This window comes from Mycobacterium shimoidei (assembly GCF_900417275.1).
Classification (GTDB): domain Bacteria; phylum Actinomycetota; class Actinomycetes; order Mycobacteriales; family Mycobacteriaceae; genus Mycobacterium; species Mycobacterium shimoidei.
Map to the genome: position 1 here is coordinate 3,272,297 of NZ_UEGW01000001.1, position 13,370 is coordinate 3,285,666.

General features: G+C 65.3%; 16 protein-coding genes. 12 read left to right on the top strand and 4 right to left on the bottom strand.

All coding sequences use genetic code 11. The annotated features are described in order from the left end of the window. The first annotated feature begins 38 nt into the window (after positions 1 to 38). From MSP7336_RS15775 to MSP7336_RS15810, 8 genes are all read left to right on the top strand, one after another. Entirely contained in the window at positions 39 to 941 is a 903-nt protein-coding gene (locus MSP7336_RS15775) for a cell division protein FtsQ/DivIB (RefSeq protein WP_069397880.1), read from the top strand. Between the two features lie 266 nt (positions 942 to 1,207). After that, entirely contained in the window at positions 1,208 to 2,347 is a 1,140-nt protein-coding gene (gene ftsZ, locus MSP7336_RS15780; RefSeq protein ID WP_069397905.1) for a cell division protein FtsZ, read from the top strand. A 20-nt stretch (positions 2,348 to 2,367) separates the two neighbouring features. Beyond that, a complete protein-coding gene (gene pgeF, locus MSP7336_RS15785) occupies positions 2,368 to 3,066 on the top strand; it encodes a peptidoglycan editing factor PgeF (protein WP_113964102.1) in 699 nt (232 codons plus the stop codon). Further along, positions 3,063 to 3,818, top strand: a complete 756-nt coding sequence (locus MSP7336_RS15790) for a YggS family pyridoxal phosphate-dependent enzyme (RefSeq protein ID WP_113964103.1) — start codon at positions 3,063 to 3,065, stop codon at positions 3,816 to 3,818. Before pgeF ends, MSP7336_RS15790 begins: the two co-directional genes overlap by 4 nt. Before the next feature lie 64 nt (positions 3,819 to 3,882). Next, entirely contained in the window at positions 3,883 to 4,503 is a 621-nt protein-coding gene (locus MSP7336_RS15795) for a cell division protein SepF (RefSeq protein WP_069397877.1), read from the top strand. A gap of 120 nt (positions 4,504 to 4,623) precedes the next feature. Beyond that, positions 4,624 to 4,914 carry a YggT family protein gene (locus tag MSP7336_RS15800; protein ID WP_069397876.1) on the top strand — a complete coding sequence of 97 codons (291 nt, stop codon included), beginning with the start codon at positions 4,624 to 4,626 and terminating at the stop codon, positions 4,912 to 4,914. Between the two features lie 221 nt (positions 4,915 to 5,135). Next, positions 5,136 to 5,936, top strand: coding sequence for a DivIVA-like cell division protein Wag31 (gene wag31 / locus MSP7336_RS15805; RefSeq protein ID WP_069397875.1), 801 nt, complete (start codon positions 5,136 to 5,138; stop codon positions 5,934 to 5,936). Between the two features lie 86 nt (positions 5,937 to 6,022). Continuing rightward, positions 6,023 to 6,361: a DUF308 domain-containing protein gene (locus tag MSP7336_RS15810; RefSeq protein ID WP_113964104.1), complete on the top strand. Its 339-nt coding sequence runs from the start codon at positions 6,023 to 6,025 to the stop codon at positions 6,359 to 6,361. A gap of 24 nt (positions 6,362 to 6,385) precedes the next feature. On the opposite strand, the gene MSP7336_RS15815 is transcribed toward MSP7336_RS15810, so the two are convergent. The 4 genes from MSP7336_RS15815 to MSP7336_RS15830 all read right to left on the bottom strand — a co-directional run bounded on the left by MSP7336_RS15815 (position 6,386) and on the right by MSP7336_RS15830 (position 10,490). Further along, positions 6,386 to 7,069: a phosphoribosyltransferase gene (locus MSP7336_RS15815; RefSeq protein WP_113964105.1), complete on the bottom strand. Its 684-nt coding sequence runs from the start codon at positions 7,067 to 7,069 to the stop codon at positions 6,386 to 6,388. 218 nt (positions 7,070 to 7,287) lie between these two features. Continuing rightward, the gene (locus MSP7336_RS15820) at positions 7,288 to 7,866 is read right to left on the bottom strand and encodes a carboxymuconolactone decarboxylase family protein (protein WP_085149371.1); all 579 of its coding nucleotides are present in this window, start codon (positions 7,864 to 7,866) and stop codon (positions 7,288 to 7,290) included. A 33-nt stretch (positions 7,867 to 7,899) separates the two neighbouring features. Next, positions 7,900 to 9,000: a zinc-dependent alcohol dehydrogenase gene (locus MSP7336_RS15825; RefSeq protein ID WP_113964106.1), complete on the bottom strand. Its 1,101-nt coding sequence runs from the start codon at positions 8,998 to 9,000 to the stop codon at positions 7,900 to 7,902. Continuing rightward, positions 8,997 to 10,490, bottom strand: a complete 1,494-nt coding sequence (locus MSP7336_RS15830; RefSeq protein WP_164517852.1) for an acetyl-CoA acetyltransferase — start codon at positions 10,488 to 10,490, stop codon at positions 8,997 to 8,999. Before MSP7336_RS15830 ends, MSP7336_RS15825 begins: the two co-directional genes overlap by 4 nt. 45 nt (positions 10,491 to 10,535) lie before the next feature. Between MSP7336_RS15830 and MSP7336_RS15835 the strand changes: the two genes are divergently transcribed. From MSP7336_RS15835 to MSP7336_RS15850, 4 genes are all read left to right on the top strand, one after another. Then, positions 10,536 to 11,222: a TetR/AcrR family transcriptional regulator gene (locus MSP7336_RS15835; RefSeq protein WP_113964108.1), complete on the top strand. Its 687-nt coding sequence runs from the start codon at positions 10,536 to 10,538 to the stop codon at positions 11,220 to 11,222. Positions 11,223 to 11,275: 53 nt separating this feature from the next. Beyond that, positions 11,276 to 11,713 (top strand): PaaI family thioesterase, encoded by a 438-nt coding sequence (locus MSP7336_RS15840; RefSeq protein WP_085149944.1) that lies wholly within the window; start codon positions 11,276 to 11,278, stop codon positions 11,711 to 11,713. Beyond that, a complete protein-coding gene (locus MSP7336_RS15845) occupies positions 11,713 to 12,624 on the top strand; it encodes an alpha/beta fold hydrolase (RefSeq protein WP_113964109.1) in 912 nt (303 codons plus the stop codon). The genes MSP7336_RS15840 and MSP7336_RS15845 overlap by 1 nt, the downstream gene beginning before the upstream one ends. Before the next feature lie 90 nt (positions 12,625 to 12,714). Beyond that, positions 12,715 to 13,296, top strand: a complete 582-nt coding sequence (locus MSP7336_RS15850) for a TetR/AcrR family transcriptional regulator (RefSeq protein WP_181786994.1) — start codon at positions 12,715 to 12,717, stop codon at positions 13,294 to 13,296. The last annotated feature ends 74 nt before the right edge of the window (positions 13,297 to 13,370 follow it).

Here is a 13,370-nt window from a genome sequence, read left to right on the forward strand (position 1 = left end):
GACGATGCAGAGCGAAGCGATGAGCAGGAGCGGCGCTGGTGACCGAGGCAAACGACACCCCGACCGAAGCGCCGACCGAACCCGTTGCGACCGAGTCGGCCGAACAGCAGGCCGGCCCCGAGGTATTCGAGGGTCCACGGCGGCGGGCACGTCGGGAACGTGCCGAGCGTCGAGCCGCGCAGGCGCGGGCCACCGCGATCGAGCAGGCCCGCCGGGAGGCCAAGCGCCGCGCCCGCGGCCGCGCCGGGGCCCAACCCAAACCCGTTCCGCGAGGCGCGGTTCGGGGCCTGAAGATGGCACTGGCGACGATGTTGGTGTCGGTGGCCGCCATCGGGCTGGGGCTGATCCTGTATTTCACGCCGGTGATGTCGGTGCGCGACGTGATCGTCATCGGCGTTGGCGCGGTGAGCCGCGAGGAGGTGCTCGACACGGCGAAAGTCCAGCTCGGGACCCCACTGCTGCAGGTCGACACCGGCGCGATCGCCGATCGGGTGGCAGCGATCCGCCGAGTGGCCAGCGCGCGGGTGCAGCGCCAGTATCCCTCGGCGTTACGCATTACCGTTGTCGAGCGAATTCCCGTCGTGGTCAAAGACTTTCCAGACGGACCACACCTCTACGACCGCGACGGCGTCGACTTCGCGACAGCGCCGCCGCCCGCGGCGTTGCCCTATATCGACGTCGACAATCCCGGGCCGAGCGATCCGGCGACCAAGGCCGCGCTCGAAGTGCTGACGGCGCTGCGACCCGAGGTCGCCGGTCAGGTCGGCAGGATCGCGGCTCCATCGGTTGCCTCGATCACGCTGACCCTGACCGACGGGCGCACGGTGATCTGGGGCACCACCGACCGCACCGACGAGAAGGCCGAGAAGCTGGCGGCGCTGTTGACCCAGCCCGGGCACACCTACGACGTGTCCAGCCCGGACCTGCCGACCGTCAAGTAGTGCAGTAGAGGCCCACCGGTCGAGCGTGCGGCCAGCTTCACTCTCGGCGTCGAGCGTGCGGCCAGCTTCACTCTCGGTGGTGCTGTGGCGAGACCGCGGCGAGAAATTGCACAAAATTCGCCCGCATCACGTCGGCGCGCCTGCGGCGATAGCGCGCATCTGCCCCATACCGTTCTGTTTGCCCGGAACAACTTGACATAACTCTAAGCCTCTAGTTGAGGTTGAGGTTTGCCAGCCAGGTCCCATTAGGGAGGAAGACTTCAATGATGACCCCCCCGCATAACTACTTGGCCGTCATCAAAGTCGTGGGAATCGGCGGCGGCGGCGTCAACGCCGTCAATCGGATGATCGAGCAGGGCCTCAAGGGAGTGGAGTTCATCGCCATCAACACCGACGCCCAGGCGCTGTTGATGAGCGACGCCGACGTCAAGCTCGACGTGGGACGCGACTCCACCCGCGGCCTGGGCGCCGGCGCCGACCCCGAGGTCGGCCGGCGCGCCGCCGAGGACGCCAAGGACGACATCGAAGAACTGCTCCGAGGCGCCGACATGGTGTTCGTGACCGCCGGTGAAGGCGGCGGCACCGGCACCGGCGGGGCGCCGGTGGTCGCCAGCATTGCCCGCAAACTGGGCGCGCTGACCGTCGGCGTCGTCACCCGGCCGTTCTCCTTCGAGGGCAAACGGCGCGGCACCCAGGCCGAGCAGGGCATCACCACGCTGCGGGAAAGCTGCGACACGCTCATCGTGATCCCCAACGATCGGCTGCTACAGATGGGCGATGCCGCGGTGTCGCTGATGGACGCATTCCGCAGCGCCGACGAGGTGCTGCTCAACGGCGTGCAGGGGATCACCGACCTGATCACCACCCCGGGCCTGATCAACGTGGACTTCGCGGACGTCAAGGGCATCATGTCCGGCGCCGGTACCGCGCTGATGGGTATCGGCTCAGCCCGGGGCGACGGCCGGGCGCTCAAAGCCGCTGAGATCGCGATCAACTCGCCACTGCTGGAACAGTCGATGGAAGGCGCCCGCGGGGTGCTGATGTCGATCGCCGGCGGCAGCGACCTGGGCCTGTTTGAAATCAACGAGGCTGCCTCGCTGGTGCAGGACGCCGCCCACCAGGACGCCAACATCATCTTCGGGACGGTCATCGACGACTCGCTCGGCGACGAGGTGCGGGTCACGGTGATCGCGGCCGGCTTCGACGCCACCGGGCCGAGCAGAAAGCCGATCGTCGGCAGCGATCAGAGCCAGACGATAGCGCCGGGGACGGCCGGCAAAGTCACCTCGACGTTGTTCGAGCCGGCCGATGCCGTCAGCGTGCCGGTGCAGACCAACGGTTCGACCCTCAATATCGGCGGCGATGACGACGAAGACGTCGACGTGCCGCCCTTCATGCGACGCTAGCCGCCCCCGATACTGGGCACGTGGGCGTTCGTATCCGGCGGGTGATCACCACCCGGGCGGGCGGTGTGTCCGCGCCACCGTTCGACACCTTCAATCTCGGCGACCATGTCGGTGACGACCCGGCCGCGGTGGCGGCCAACCGCGCCCGGCTCGCCGCCACGATCGGCCACCCGCTGGTCTGGATGCATCAGGTGCACGGCGACCACGTCGCGGTGGTCGAAGGCCCGCGGAAGGACGCGGTTGCCGACACCGATGCCCTGGTGACCGCCACCCCCCGGCTGGCGCTGGCCGTGGTGACCGCTGATTGCGTGCCGGTGTTGATGGCCGACGCGCGGGCCGGGGTCGTTGCCGCCGTGCACGCCGGTCGCGTGGGCGCGCGCGACGGCGTAGTGGCCCGGGCGCTGGAAGCCATGCTGGCGATCGGGGCGCACGCCGAAGACATCTCTGCCCTGCTCGGACCGGCGGTCAGCGGCCGCAACTACGAAGTGCCCGCCGAGATGGCCGACGAGGTGGAAGCGACGCTGCCGGGCAGTCGCACCACCACCTCGGCCGGCACCCCCGCGCTGGATCTGCGAGCCGGAATCGCGGGTCAGCTCAAACGCTTAGGGGTGACGGCCATCGACATCGACCCGCGTTGCACCGTGGCGGACACCAACCTGTTCAGCCATCGCCGTAGCGCCCCGACCGGGCGGCTGGCGTCGGTGGTGTGGATGGAATGACCGCCATGCTGGCGAACCGGGAATCCGAATTGGTCAACGCCTTGACCGCGCTACGGACGCGGCTTGCCGCCGCCGCCGAGGCGGCCGGCCGCAACGTCGCCGAAATTGAACTTCTGCCAATTACCAAATTCTTTCCAGCAACCGATGTTGCGATTTTGTCGCAATTGGGATGCCAGGCGTTCGGGGAGTCTCGAGAACAGGAGGCGTCGGCGAAGGTAGATGAGCTTGCTAGGTTGCTGGGTCCTGCGGCAGCCGCGGTGCGCTGGCACATGGTGGGCCAGATCCAGCGCAACAAGGTCCGGTCGCTGGCCCGCTGGGCGCACACCGTCCACTCGGTGAGCAGCAGCCGCGTGGTCAGCGCGCTCGACCGGGCCGTGGCTGCCGCACTGCGCGAGGGCCGTCGCCAGCGTCCGCTGCAGATATACGTGCAGATCAGCCTGGACGGCGACGTGTCCCGGGGTGGTGTCGACATCTCGCAGCCCGCCGAAGTCGACAAGATCTGCGCCGAGGTCGAGGCCGCAGAGTCCCTGCAACTGATTGGGCTGATGGGTATTCCGCCGCTTGACGCGGACCCGGAGGCGGCGTTCGCGCGCCTGCAAACCGAACACGCCAGGGTGCTCCGGGCCCACCCGAACGCGACCGGATTGTCGGCCGGCATGTCAAACGACCTGGAGAGCGCGGTGAAACATGGTTCGACCTGTGTGCGTGTCGGTACCGCGTTATTGGGTCGGCGACCGCTACCGTCACCGTGAGCAGTCACTCTAGTCACATCTTCATCACGGACACCAGAGCCTCGGCAAAGAAGGGGTCACCCAGATGAGCACACTGCACAAGGTCAAGGCCTACTTCGGTATGGCTCCGATGGAGGACTATGACGACGAGTACTACGACGACGACCGTGGCTCCGCGGGCTACTCGCGCCAGCGCTTCGCCGGCGACGGGTACGGCCGCTACGAGGGGCGCTTCGACGAGCGCGAGTACGACGAGCCGCCGGGAAGCTACCGCGGCGGCTACGCCGACGACCACCGGTTCCACCCGCGTGACTTCGAGCGCAGCGAGCTTCCCAGGCCGCGGTTCGGCTCACTGCGTGGCTCGACGCGCGGCGCGCTGGCGATGGACCCACGCCGGATGGCGATGCTGTTCGAGGAGGGCAGCCCGCTGTCGAAGATCACCACGCTGCGGCCCAAGGACTACAGCGAGGCACGCACCATCGGTGAGCGGTTCCGCGACGGTACGCCGGTGATCATGGATCTGGTGTCTATGGACAACGCCGACGCCAAGCGACTTGTCGACTTCGCAGCCGGTTTGGCGTTCGCGCTGCGGGGCTCGTTCGACAAGGTCGCCACCAAGGTGTTTCTGCTGTCACCGGCCGACGTCGACGTGACGCCGGAGGAGCGCCGCCGGATCGCCGAAACCGGCTTCTACGCTTATCAATAGGCTTGTCAGAGGAGCCGGACGTACGGGCCGGCCCTGGAAGTAGGTAGGCTGACGGTCACCGCGCCGGGCATCGGCGCTTGTCGTGAATGTCACATCCTCATCAGTAAGGTTGGGTTCTCGTTGGCGCTGTTCTTCCAAATCCTGGGCTTCGCGCTGTTCATCTTTTGGCTGCTGCTGATCGCCCGGGTCGTGGTCGAGTTCATCCGCTCGTTCAGCCGCGACTGGCACCCGCGCGGCGCCACGGTTGTCGTGCTGGAAGCCATCATGTCGATCACCGATCCACCGGTGAAACTGCTGCGCAGGCTGATCCCGCAGCTCACCATCGGTGCGATCCGCTTCGACTTGTCCATCATGGTGCTGTTGCTGGTGGCGTTCATCGGCATGCAACTGGCTTTCAGCGCCGCCACCTAACCGGCGCCAAGACCGTTTGCCATAGCGGCATTTCGTTGTCTTAAGGTGCCGTTTTCATGTTTCTTAAAGATTGAAATTCGGTCTTATTTATTGACCGGATCAGCAACCGGCGGGTCTGGTGTGACAGGATGGGCCGCAGTTGCAGTATGGCTACGATACCGTCCACACCGATCTACACTTTGCAGGTCGGTTTGACTGTCCACAACTCGAGGGGGCAAATAATGCCGCTTACACCAGCCGACGTCCACAACGTGGCCTTCAGCAAGCCGCCGATCGGCAAACGCGGCTACAACGAGGACGAGGTCGACGCCTTCCTCGACCTGGTAGAGAACGAGCTGACCCGGCTCATCGAGGAGAACTCCGATCTGCGCCAGCGGATCAGCGAGCTCGACCAGGAGCTGGCGGCCGCGCGTTCCAATGGCGGTGCCCAGCCCACTGCGGCCATCCCGCACTACGAAGCCGAACCGGAGGCCGAAGCCGTTCAGCCCGCTCCGCAGGCCGCCTCTTCCGCGGCGATCAGCGAAGAGCACGCCATCAAGGCGGCCAGGGTGCTGAGCCTGGCCCAGGACACCGCCGACCGCTTGACCAGCACCGCGCAGGCCGAATCGGAGAAATTGTTGGCCGACGCCCGCGCCAACGCCGACCAGATCATCAGTGAGGCCCGCCGGGAAGCCGACACCACAATCGCCGAAGCCCGGCAGCGCGCCGACGCAATGCTGGCCGACGCGCAAGCTCGATCGGAGACCCAGCTGCGCCAGGCCCAGGAGAAGGCCGATGCGCTGCAAGCCGATGCTGAACGCAAGCACTCCGAGATCATGGGCACGATCAACCAACAGCGCACCGTCCTCGAGGGTCGCCTCGAACAGCTGCGCACCTTCGAGCGCGAGTACCGCACCCGGCTCAAGACCTATCTGGAATCACAGCTCGAAGAGCTCGGTCAACGCGGATCGGCGGCACCGGTGGACTCCAGCGCCACCAACGACGCCGGGGGGTTCAATCAGTTCAATCGGGGTAATAACTAACCTAGCCAAGGGTGCTGGGCGAGCCGGGCGGGTACCGTGCAGCCTTGGCAGTCATGGCTTCTGACTCGTCCGGCGGAGGTTGACCGATGCTGATTAGCGCGCTGGTACTAGCGGTGATAGGGCTGGCCGCGTTGGTGTTCGCAGTCGTCACCAGCAATCAGTTGGTGGCCTGGGTGTGTATTGCCGCCAGCGTGGTGGGCGTGATCTTGCTGATCATCGATGCGCTGCAGGAACGGCAGCGCCGCCAGGCCGGCGCCTCGGCCGACCAGTCGGCGTCAACAGAGGAGCCCAAGCCGGAAACCTCGGCATCCGATTATGAGTACGCGGACTACCCGGAAGAGGACGCCGAGACCGCCGACCAGCCCGGTGGGCAGCCCGCCCAGCCAGTGAAGGCCCGCTCCGACGACGAATCGTCGTCGGAATAGAGCGGAATAGCTAAAGACTGCCGTTCAGCCCTCTGAGGTCGGAGCCGCGAGCAGCTCACGGACCTCGTCGTCGCTGACCTGATGGAAGTCCACGAACACCTGACCCACCGCCTCGAAATCGGGCGGCATTGTCGCGCAGACGACGTCGTCGACCTCCTGCGCCAACTGCTCACACGCTGAGGGCGGCCCCACCGGAACAGCGACCACAATCGCGGCAGGACCGGCCGCCTGTAGCGCCCCCACCGCCGCCATCATGCTGGCCCCGGTGGCGATGCCGTCGTCGACCAAAATCACCGTTTTCCCGCGCGGGTCGGCGACGGGTCGACCACCCCGATAGGCCTGCTCGCGGCGGTTCAGCTCGGTCGTCTCACGTTCGATCACGGCGCGCACCTGCGCCTCGCTGATGCGCAGGCTGGACAACACGTTCTCGTTCCTGACGACACTGCCGTTGCTGGCCACCGCGCCCATTGCCAGCTCCGGCCAGTGCGGCACCCCAAGCTTGCGGACCAAAAACACATCCAAGGGGGCATGCAGCGCCGTTGCGATCTCCCGGGCGACCGGGACACCGCCGCGGGCCAGCCCGAGCACCAGCAGTCCGTCTCTTCCGCGGTAAGAGGCCAGCTCCTCGGCCAGCACCCGACCCGCCTCGGCGCGGTCACCAAAACTGCGGCGGGATGCCCGTCGCACAAAGCCGCTCGATCGGTTCATCGTCGTAGGTGGCGTCGGTTGTGGTGCCGGTCCGTTCAGACTACGGCCGAAGCCGTCGCTGCACTGCGGCTTCCCCGCGAGACGCCGACTGAAACCGGCCCAGAAACGGGCCGTCTGCCAACGGTGTCCGAGGGGGGACTTGTCCGTCTACGACACGGATCGTGGTCCTGCGATTGGGGCGCTGACCGCTTCGGTCAAGCATCGCTCCACGTTTTCGCTCAATCGCCACGCCGAGGAGCTCGCCCATCGGGCGGCCAGCCGTCGGTTCCGGACTCAAGCGGAATATTCAGGGATCGAAGCAGGATCGAAAAGAGCCGCCAATTGGCGATTGCTCCGACAAGTTCGACCAAAACCGCGTGATCGCTATTGAATGCCTTCTGGCACCCAGCCCAGTTTTCCTCGGAGATGACCCCGTCGCGCACCACATCATCGGTCGCTGCGAGGACCGCACGCTCGACTGGCCCGAGGCTTTCGGAATTCTGCCAGTCGCGCACCGCGAGGAGATCTTGCTCAGGCACGCCGAGCAGTGTGGCGATTCGCCAATGTTGAGTCCATTCGTATTCGGAGCCAGTGATCCAGCCGAGTCGCATGATGATCAGCTCGCGTAGCCGCGCGTCAAGGGAACCGCGGAAGAGTAACGCGTCCAGCAGCCCATACAGCGCAACCGCCACACGCGGCTGATGAAGTGCCACGCGGAATACCGACAGCTCTGCCAACTCTTCGGGCAACCCACATTCGGCAGCTCGCAGCTGGGCCTGCTCACGGTCTAGCATCGGTACGCGTTCCGCCATGGTCACGGGTGGCCCTCTCTGTTGAACCTCTGCACGCCGTTAGGGCGTGGGCAAAAAGACGTTGTGCAGCGCCCCACTTGATCGGGCACTTTCATCTGCAAGCGAAGTGAGCAGCTGCGCGAGCCCAGCGAATCCGGTTGATTCTCTGGTGATCCGGTCGAACGGCCAGCGGCCCATGGCTAGAATCTCGAGGGCTGCCCGGTAGGCGGGATACTCCACGCCGAGTGCGCCTACGACGTGTAATTCTTTATAGACCAACAAGTCTGGTTCAAACCGGGGCGCGCCGCCTCCTCCGCGGGTGCCGGCCACCACAACTGTGCCGCCGGGCCTGGCAAGGCCGACGGCATCGGCGAATGCGGAGGGTGCTTTCGCGGTGACGTCGACGACCACGTCGGCAAGCCGTCCGCCTGTCTCACGCTGGAGCGCGGTCGCTGCATCGTCCTTCGATACATCGATGGGCAGGTCGACACCGAATGATCTGGCTATCGCCAGTCGTTGTTCGTCGCGTGGGCCGACGCCGGTCATCGCGACGAACGCGGCTCCCGCCTCTTTGGCCGCCACGGCCGCACAGATTCCACGGATGCCGGGTCCCAGGATCGCTACGACGTCCCCCGCCTTGGTGTCGGGAAGACTCGCCCCCCATTGGATACCGGCCCCGAGAGGGTTGAACAACGTGGCGAGAACGGGGTCCATGTCTTCGGCAATCGGCAGTAGCATCGCGTCCCAGGGAAGCTCCACATGGGTGGCGTATCCGCCCCATAACCCCGCACCGATCTCCACGTCGACGAAGCCGAACATGGTGGCGATGCCGTTGACCGCACACCGCCGGTATTCGCCGCGGCGGCACTCGGGGCAGTCTCGGCAGGACCGGAACACCTCGACGGCCACGCGCTGGCCCGCCTGCACCCCCCAGCGTTCGCCGGCCGCGGCGCCGACCCGCTCGACGATGCCGACGATTTCATGCCCTGGAACGAATGAAAAGCCGGCAGGCAGGTGTCCGGTGAATTGTTCGTGATCCGTACCGCACAGACCACACGCTTCAACTCGCAGTATCGCACCCCGGTCACCGACGTCGGGAATGGTCATCCGGCGTCGCTCCAGATTCCGCGGTCCGGTCAGCACCATCGCCTCGGCGATCATGGAAGCTCAAACCCGCTGAACGATCCTCTTGTTCGGAGGCTGACCGTTCTGCCGACGTACATCTCACTCGCCATCGCCTCGGCGATCTGCGGATCGTCGCTGCGTGCGACAACTCTTCGCCCGTCAGACAGGTGCGCGATGATCGGAGTCCATCGAGGTTGCCCGTCTCGGTCGTAGACGACGGTGTATCCGTCCACTGTCGCGCAACCGGTCGACTCGTCGACGCCTGCGACACCCAACCTCAATGAATCGATCTGAGCTTGTTCGACCGCCGTGTCGAGCAGTCGCCACCCGGTTGGTGGCGGGGTGGCCGACCACAGACCGACCGAATGCTTCGTGGAATACCACCCGAGGCCGGTGACGAGTCCGACATCGGTTGGGTCGCGTCTACACCGTCGGACCATCTCAACGATCGAGTGGCTGACGTAATTGTTTCCGGGACCGCCGTGATAAGGCAGGCCGCCGGTTACTGTGAGGCCTCTGTCGTCGAGCGGGTCCACGTCGAGAGCCTCGGCGGCCATCTCAACTGCCGACGGGAAGCAGGAGTAGAGGTCGAACCACCGAATGTCGTCGGTGGTCAACCGGCCCGCATCGAGAGCCTTCCGTGCCGCTACCTCGATACCCGATGAGCGACTGAGGTCCGGCCGTTCCACGGGGAAGTACACGTCGTTGCAAGTCGCTGCTGACCAGGGAAAGACCCAACGATCGCGCGCGACGCCCAATTCGTCGGCCACCTCGGCCGCCATGAGAATGAAGGCGGCAGCCATGTCGACGGACATGATGCTGTTGAGCAGCTTGGGATAGGGCAAGCAGACCATGCGGTTTTCCGCGGTGACTTCGCTGAGTTCGGTGGCACTTCGTGCGCGCGGGAACCAGGCCTGCTCGGGATGGCGTGCCGCCTCGGCTGTCAACGGTGCCATCAGCGTTCCCAGCCACTCCCGCTGGGCAGCGAAGTCACGGCCGTGGCGCGCGGCGATCGCGGACTCGAAGATGGGATACACCTCGTGCGGCCAACTCAGACCCACCGACAGTTCGGCTTGACTCAACCCTGGGCGGGCGTCCCCCAGGGATTCGTCGCCGGAGCGGGGCGGGGGCGGCGAGTTGAGAAGTGCCCCGCCCTGGAATTTGCGCGCGGAATGCCCGCTCTCCGCACCGACGACCAGGACGACATCTGCTCGGGCCTTGGCTATTTCGCCACTCAACACCTCGACGAGATACTGCGGGGTGTTTCCGCCGACTGGACAGCTGATGCGGCGGGCGGGACCGATGCGCAACGCTTCGCCGATCCTGCTGGCGGGATTGTCCCGCGGGATGACCAGGATGCCGGGAGTCGCGACGGTGTCGATGCGCCGCTCGACCGCGCGACCTGCGTCTTTGACCGCACGGCGTGCGGCCTCCACCGCCAAGTTGATCGGGTCCACGAAGTCGTCCCCGCGATGGGTGACTTCGCCCACGCCGACGGCAACCGGGGTACGCGTTTCTACCGGCATCGGCACCCGCTCAGGGCCACGGGGCTGACTTGAGACATAACTGCGATGGTGTCATGTGCGTGGGCGAGTCACAATGGTGCGCGATCGCGGCATACTGGCTGTGTGTCGACGAAGTTGTTGCGATGGGGCGCCGCCGCGCCGACAGATCCTGGGTCCGCTCGCGACCGGTTGCTCGATGCTGCCGAGCGGTGCCTCGAGGGTGGGGGTGTGGTGGGCACGACCATGGAGGACATCGGCAGGACAGCGGGTGTGTCCAGGGCAACGGTGTATCGCTACTTCCCCAGTCGGGAGGCGGTGATGTCGGGCGTCATCATTCGCGCCGCCGAGCGTTATCTTGACCGCATCAGCCCGCGGATCGCGGCGCACGCCGACCTGGGATCCGCGCTCGTCGATTTCGTGGAATACACAGTTGACGCCGCGCGCCGCGAAGAGATCATCGGATTGTTGTTCGGCAGCGACGAGGAACTCGCCGGCGTGGGTCTCGCAGCGGGGACCTCGACGTCCCTCTTCGAAATCGTCACCGAATTTCTGCGTCCCATCTTCACCAGACACTGGAGTTGCGTGCAACCGGGCGTCTCCGTCGACGACGCCGCCGAGTGGGTTGTACGCACGATACTGAGCCTGCTGACTGTTCGAGGGCCGCGGGATCGCAGTCGTGACGGACTCCGGGCGTTTCTGTCGAGGTTCCTCCTTCCCGCGATCTTGGCGGGTGACCACCGTCGACCGGTGTGACAAGTATAGCGTAATGTCTCAACCGCAGCTGAGGTAGGAGGCCGGAAGTGTCTGTGCAATTCACCATGTTCAACGGACAGGTCGCTGAGCAACTGAAGAGTGCAGCAGAAACCACGGGCGGGTTGGCCGGTTACCTCGGCTTCCGGCACACGGAATTCACTGCGGGACGGCTCGTTGCGGAGATGGACGCACGCGACGACCTGAAGACGCCTTTCGGCAACTTGCATGGGGGCTGCTTATCGGCCATGGTCGACCACTGTCTCGGAGTGGTGTTTTATCCCGTGATTCCGATGGGATCCTGGGTCGCGACGACGGAGTTCAAACTGAATTTACTTCGTCCTGTCTCCAGTGGCACCTGTGTAGCCACGGCGGAGATCATCTCGCTGGGCAGAACTAGCGGTGTGGCGCGGATCGACATCTGCAACGGCGGCAGAGCCGTGTGTGCGGCCCAGGGCACCGTCACCGTCGTCGCACCGAAGACGAACTCCTGATGTCTGCACACAGAGCAGGTGATTCGTCGGCCCCTGTCGTCGAGCGCGTGCCCACGGCGGATGGACTGTCGCTAGCGGTCGACCTCTACCGGTGTGACGCGCCGCGGGCGGTCGTGTTGCTCCTTCACGGCGGTGGTCAGAGCCGACAGGCCTGGGATGTCACCGCCCAACGCCTGCACCAGCGGGGCTACACGGTTGCCGCGTACGACACCAGGGGACATGGGGACAGCGACTGGGATCCGGAGGGATGCTATGACATGGACCGACTCGGGTCCGACCTGCTGGCCGTGCGCTCATACGCCGATTCTGGCCGCCCAGTCGCCGCGATCGGGGCTTCGTTGGGTGGTTTGACCATTCTCGGCACACACTTGCTCGCCTCGCCGGAGCTATGGCGGGCCGTCGTGCTGGTTGACGTCACTCCGCGAATGGAGATGCAGGGCGCCCGACGAGTCGTGGCCTTCATGGCGGCACATCCCGAAGGCTTCGACAGCCTGGAGTCGGCCGCTGACGTGATCGCCGCGTACAACCCGCACCGTCCTCGCCCCGAGAACCTCGACGGCCTCCAAAAAGTTCTCCGGCTACGGACAGACGGTCGCTGGGTCTGGCGATGGGACCCTGCGTTTGTGACGTCGAATTTCCAGTTCCTCCAGGGTGATCCAGACGAAGGCGCTAGAGACTTCGAAATGATGAGCGCGTTCCTTCTCGATGGTGCGCGGCAGGTGTCCGCGCCGACGCTGCTGGTCCGCGGCCTGCTATCCGACATCGTCTCCGAAGAGACAGTGAAGGACTTCCTCACCTTGGTTCCCCACGCGCAAACCGTCGACGTTTCGGGCGCAGGCCACATGGTTGCTGGCGACAACAACGACGCGTTCTCGACGGCGGTCGTCGAATTCCTCGACAGGACCATATGAACCCTGCAGTCGGTTTACTGCCCTTTCAGGGCTGGCGCCTATCCTGCTTCTATGCCAACTGAACCAGTGCGGATGTCTTTCCGCCGGCATGTGCGCGAACAGGTTCTGAGGGCGACACGAGAACTCACCATTGAGAAGGGCTGGGATCAGGTCCGGATGAGCGAGGTTGCCGAATCGGTCGGCGTCTCCCGCCCGACGTTGTACAAAGAGTTCGGCGACAAAAAGGGGCTCGGTGACGCGCTTGTGGTGTCAGAGGGCCAGCGCTTTTTGGAGGGCATTCGTGCCGTGCTTGCCGAACATGTGGGCGATGTGCAGGGCGGCATCACCGCAGCGGTGCAGTTCACCCTCTGTGAAGCAGAAGACAGCCCGCTCCTCAAGGCAGTTCTGACGTCCAACCCCTCGGGGAATGATGACGGTGGCTCGTCGTCTACGGGGGTCCTTCCACTTCTGCCGACCTCGGCTTCCCTGCTTGCGCTCTGCTCGGGGGCTCTGACCACGTGGTTTAACGACCACTTCGCCGATCTCGACCCCGAAGACGTCGAGGACGTCGCAGATGTTCTGGTGCGACTGACAGTGAGTCATGTTGTACTCCCAGGCGCGGACATCGCCACCACTGGTGAGCGGATCTCCCGCGTAGCACTCCGGTACCTGGGAGTTGTCCACAGTTTGTGACCAGCAAGCTTTCGCGACCTATGCATCTGACCAGACGGCAGAGTCTGCGGAGCTTCGAGCGCATGGTTTTGCCG

Coding starts and splice junctions, on each gene's coding strand:
- MSP7336_RS15845 (WP_113964109.1), top strand. CDS start 11,713: ATGTCTGCACACAGAGCAGGTGATTCGTCGGCCCCTGTCGTCGAGCGC.
- MSP7336_RS15835 (WP_113964108.1), top strand. CDS start 10,536: ATGGTGTCATGTGCGTGGGCGAGTCACAATGGTGCGCGATCGCGGCAT.
- MSP7336_RS15815 (WP_113964105.1), bottom strand. CDS start 7,069: ATGAACCGATCGAGCGGCTTTGTGCGACGGGCATCCCGCCGCAGTTTT.
- MSP7336_RS15795 (WP_069397877.1), top strand. CDS start 3,883: ATGAGCACACTGCACAAGGTCAAGGCCTACTTCGGTATGGCTCCGATG.
- MSP7336_RS15825 (WP_113964106.1), bottom strand. CDS start 9,000: ATGATCGCCGAGGCGATGGTGCTGACCGGACCGCGGAATCTGGAGCGA.
- MSP7336_RS15810 (WP_113964104.1), top strand. CDS start 6,023: ATGCTGATTAGCGCGCTGGTACTAGCGGTGATAGGGCTGGCCGCGTTG.
- MSP7336_RS15790 (WP_113964103.1), top strand. CDS start 3,063: ATGACCGCCATGCTGGCGAACCGGGAATCCGAATTGGTCAACGCCTTG.
- MSP7336_RS15830 (WP_164517852.1), bottom strand. CDS start 10,490: ATGCCGGTAGAAACGCGTACCCCGGTTGCCGTCGGCGTGGGCGAAGTC.
- ftsZ (WP_069397905.1), top strand. CDS start 1,208: ATGACCCCCCCGCATAACTACTTGGCCGTCATCAAAGTCGTGGGAATC.
- wag31 (WP_069397875.1), top strand. CDS start 5,136: ATGCCGCTTACACCAGCCGACGTCCACAACGTGGCCTTCAGCAAGCCG.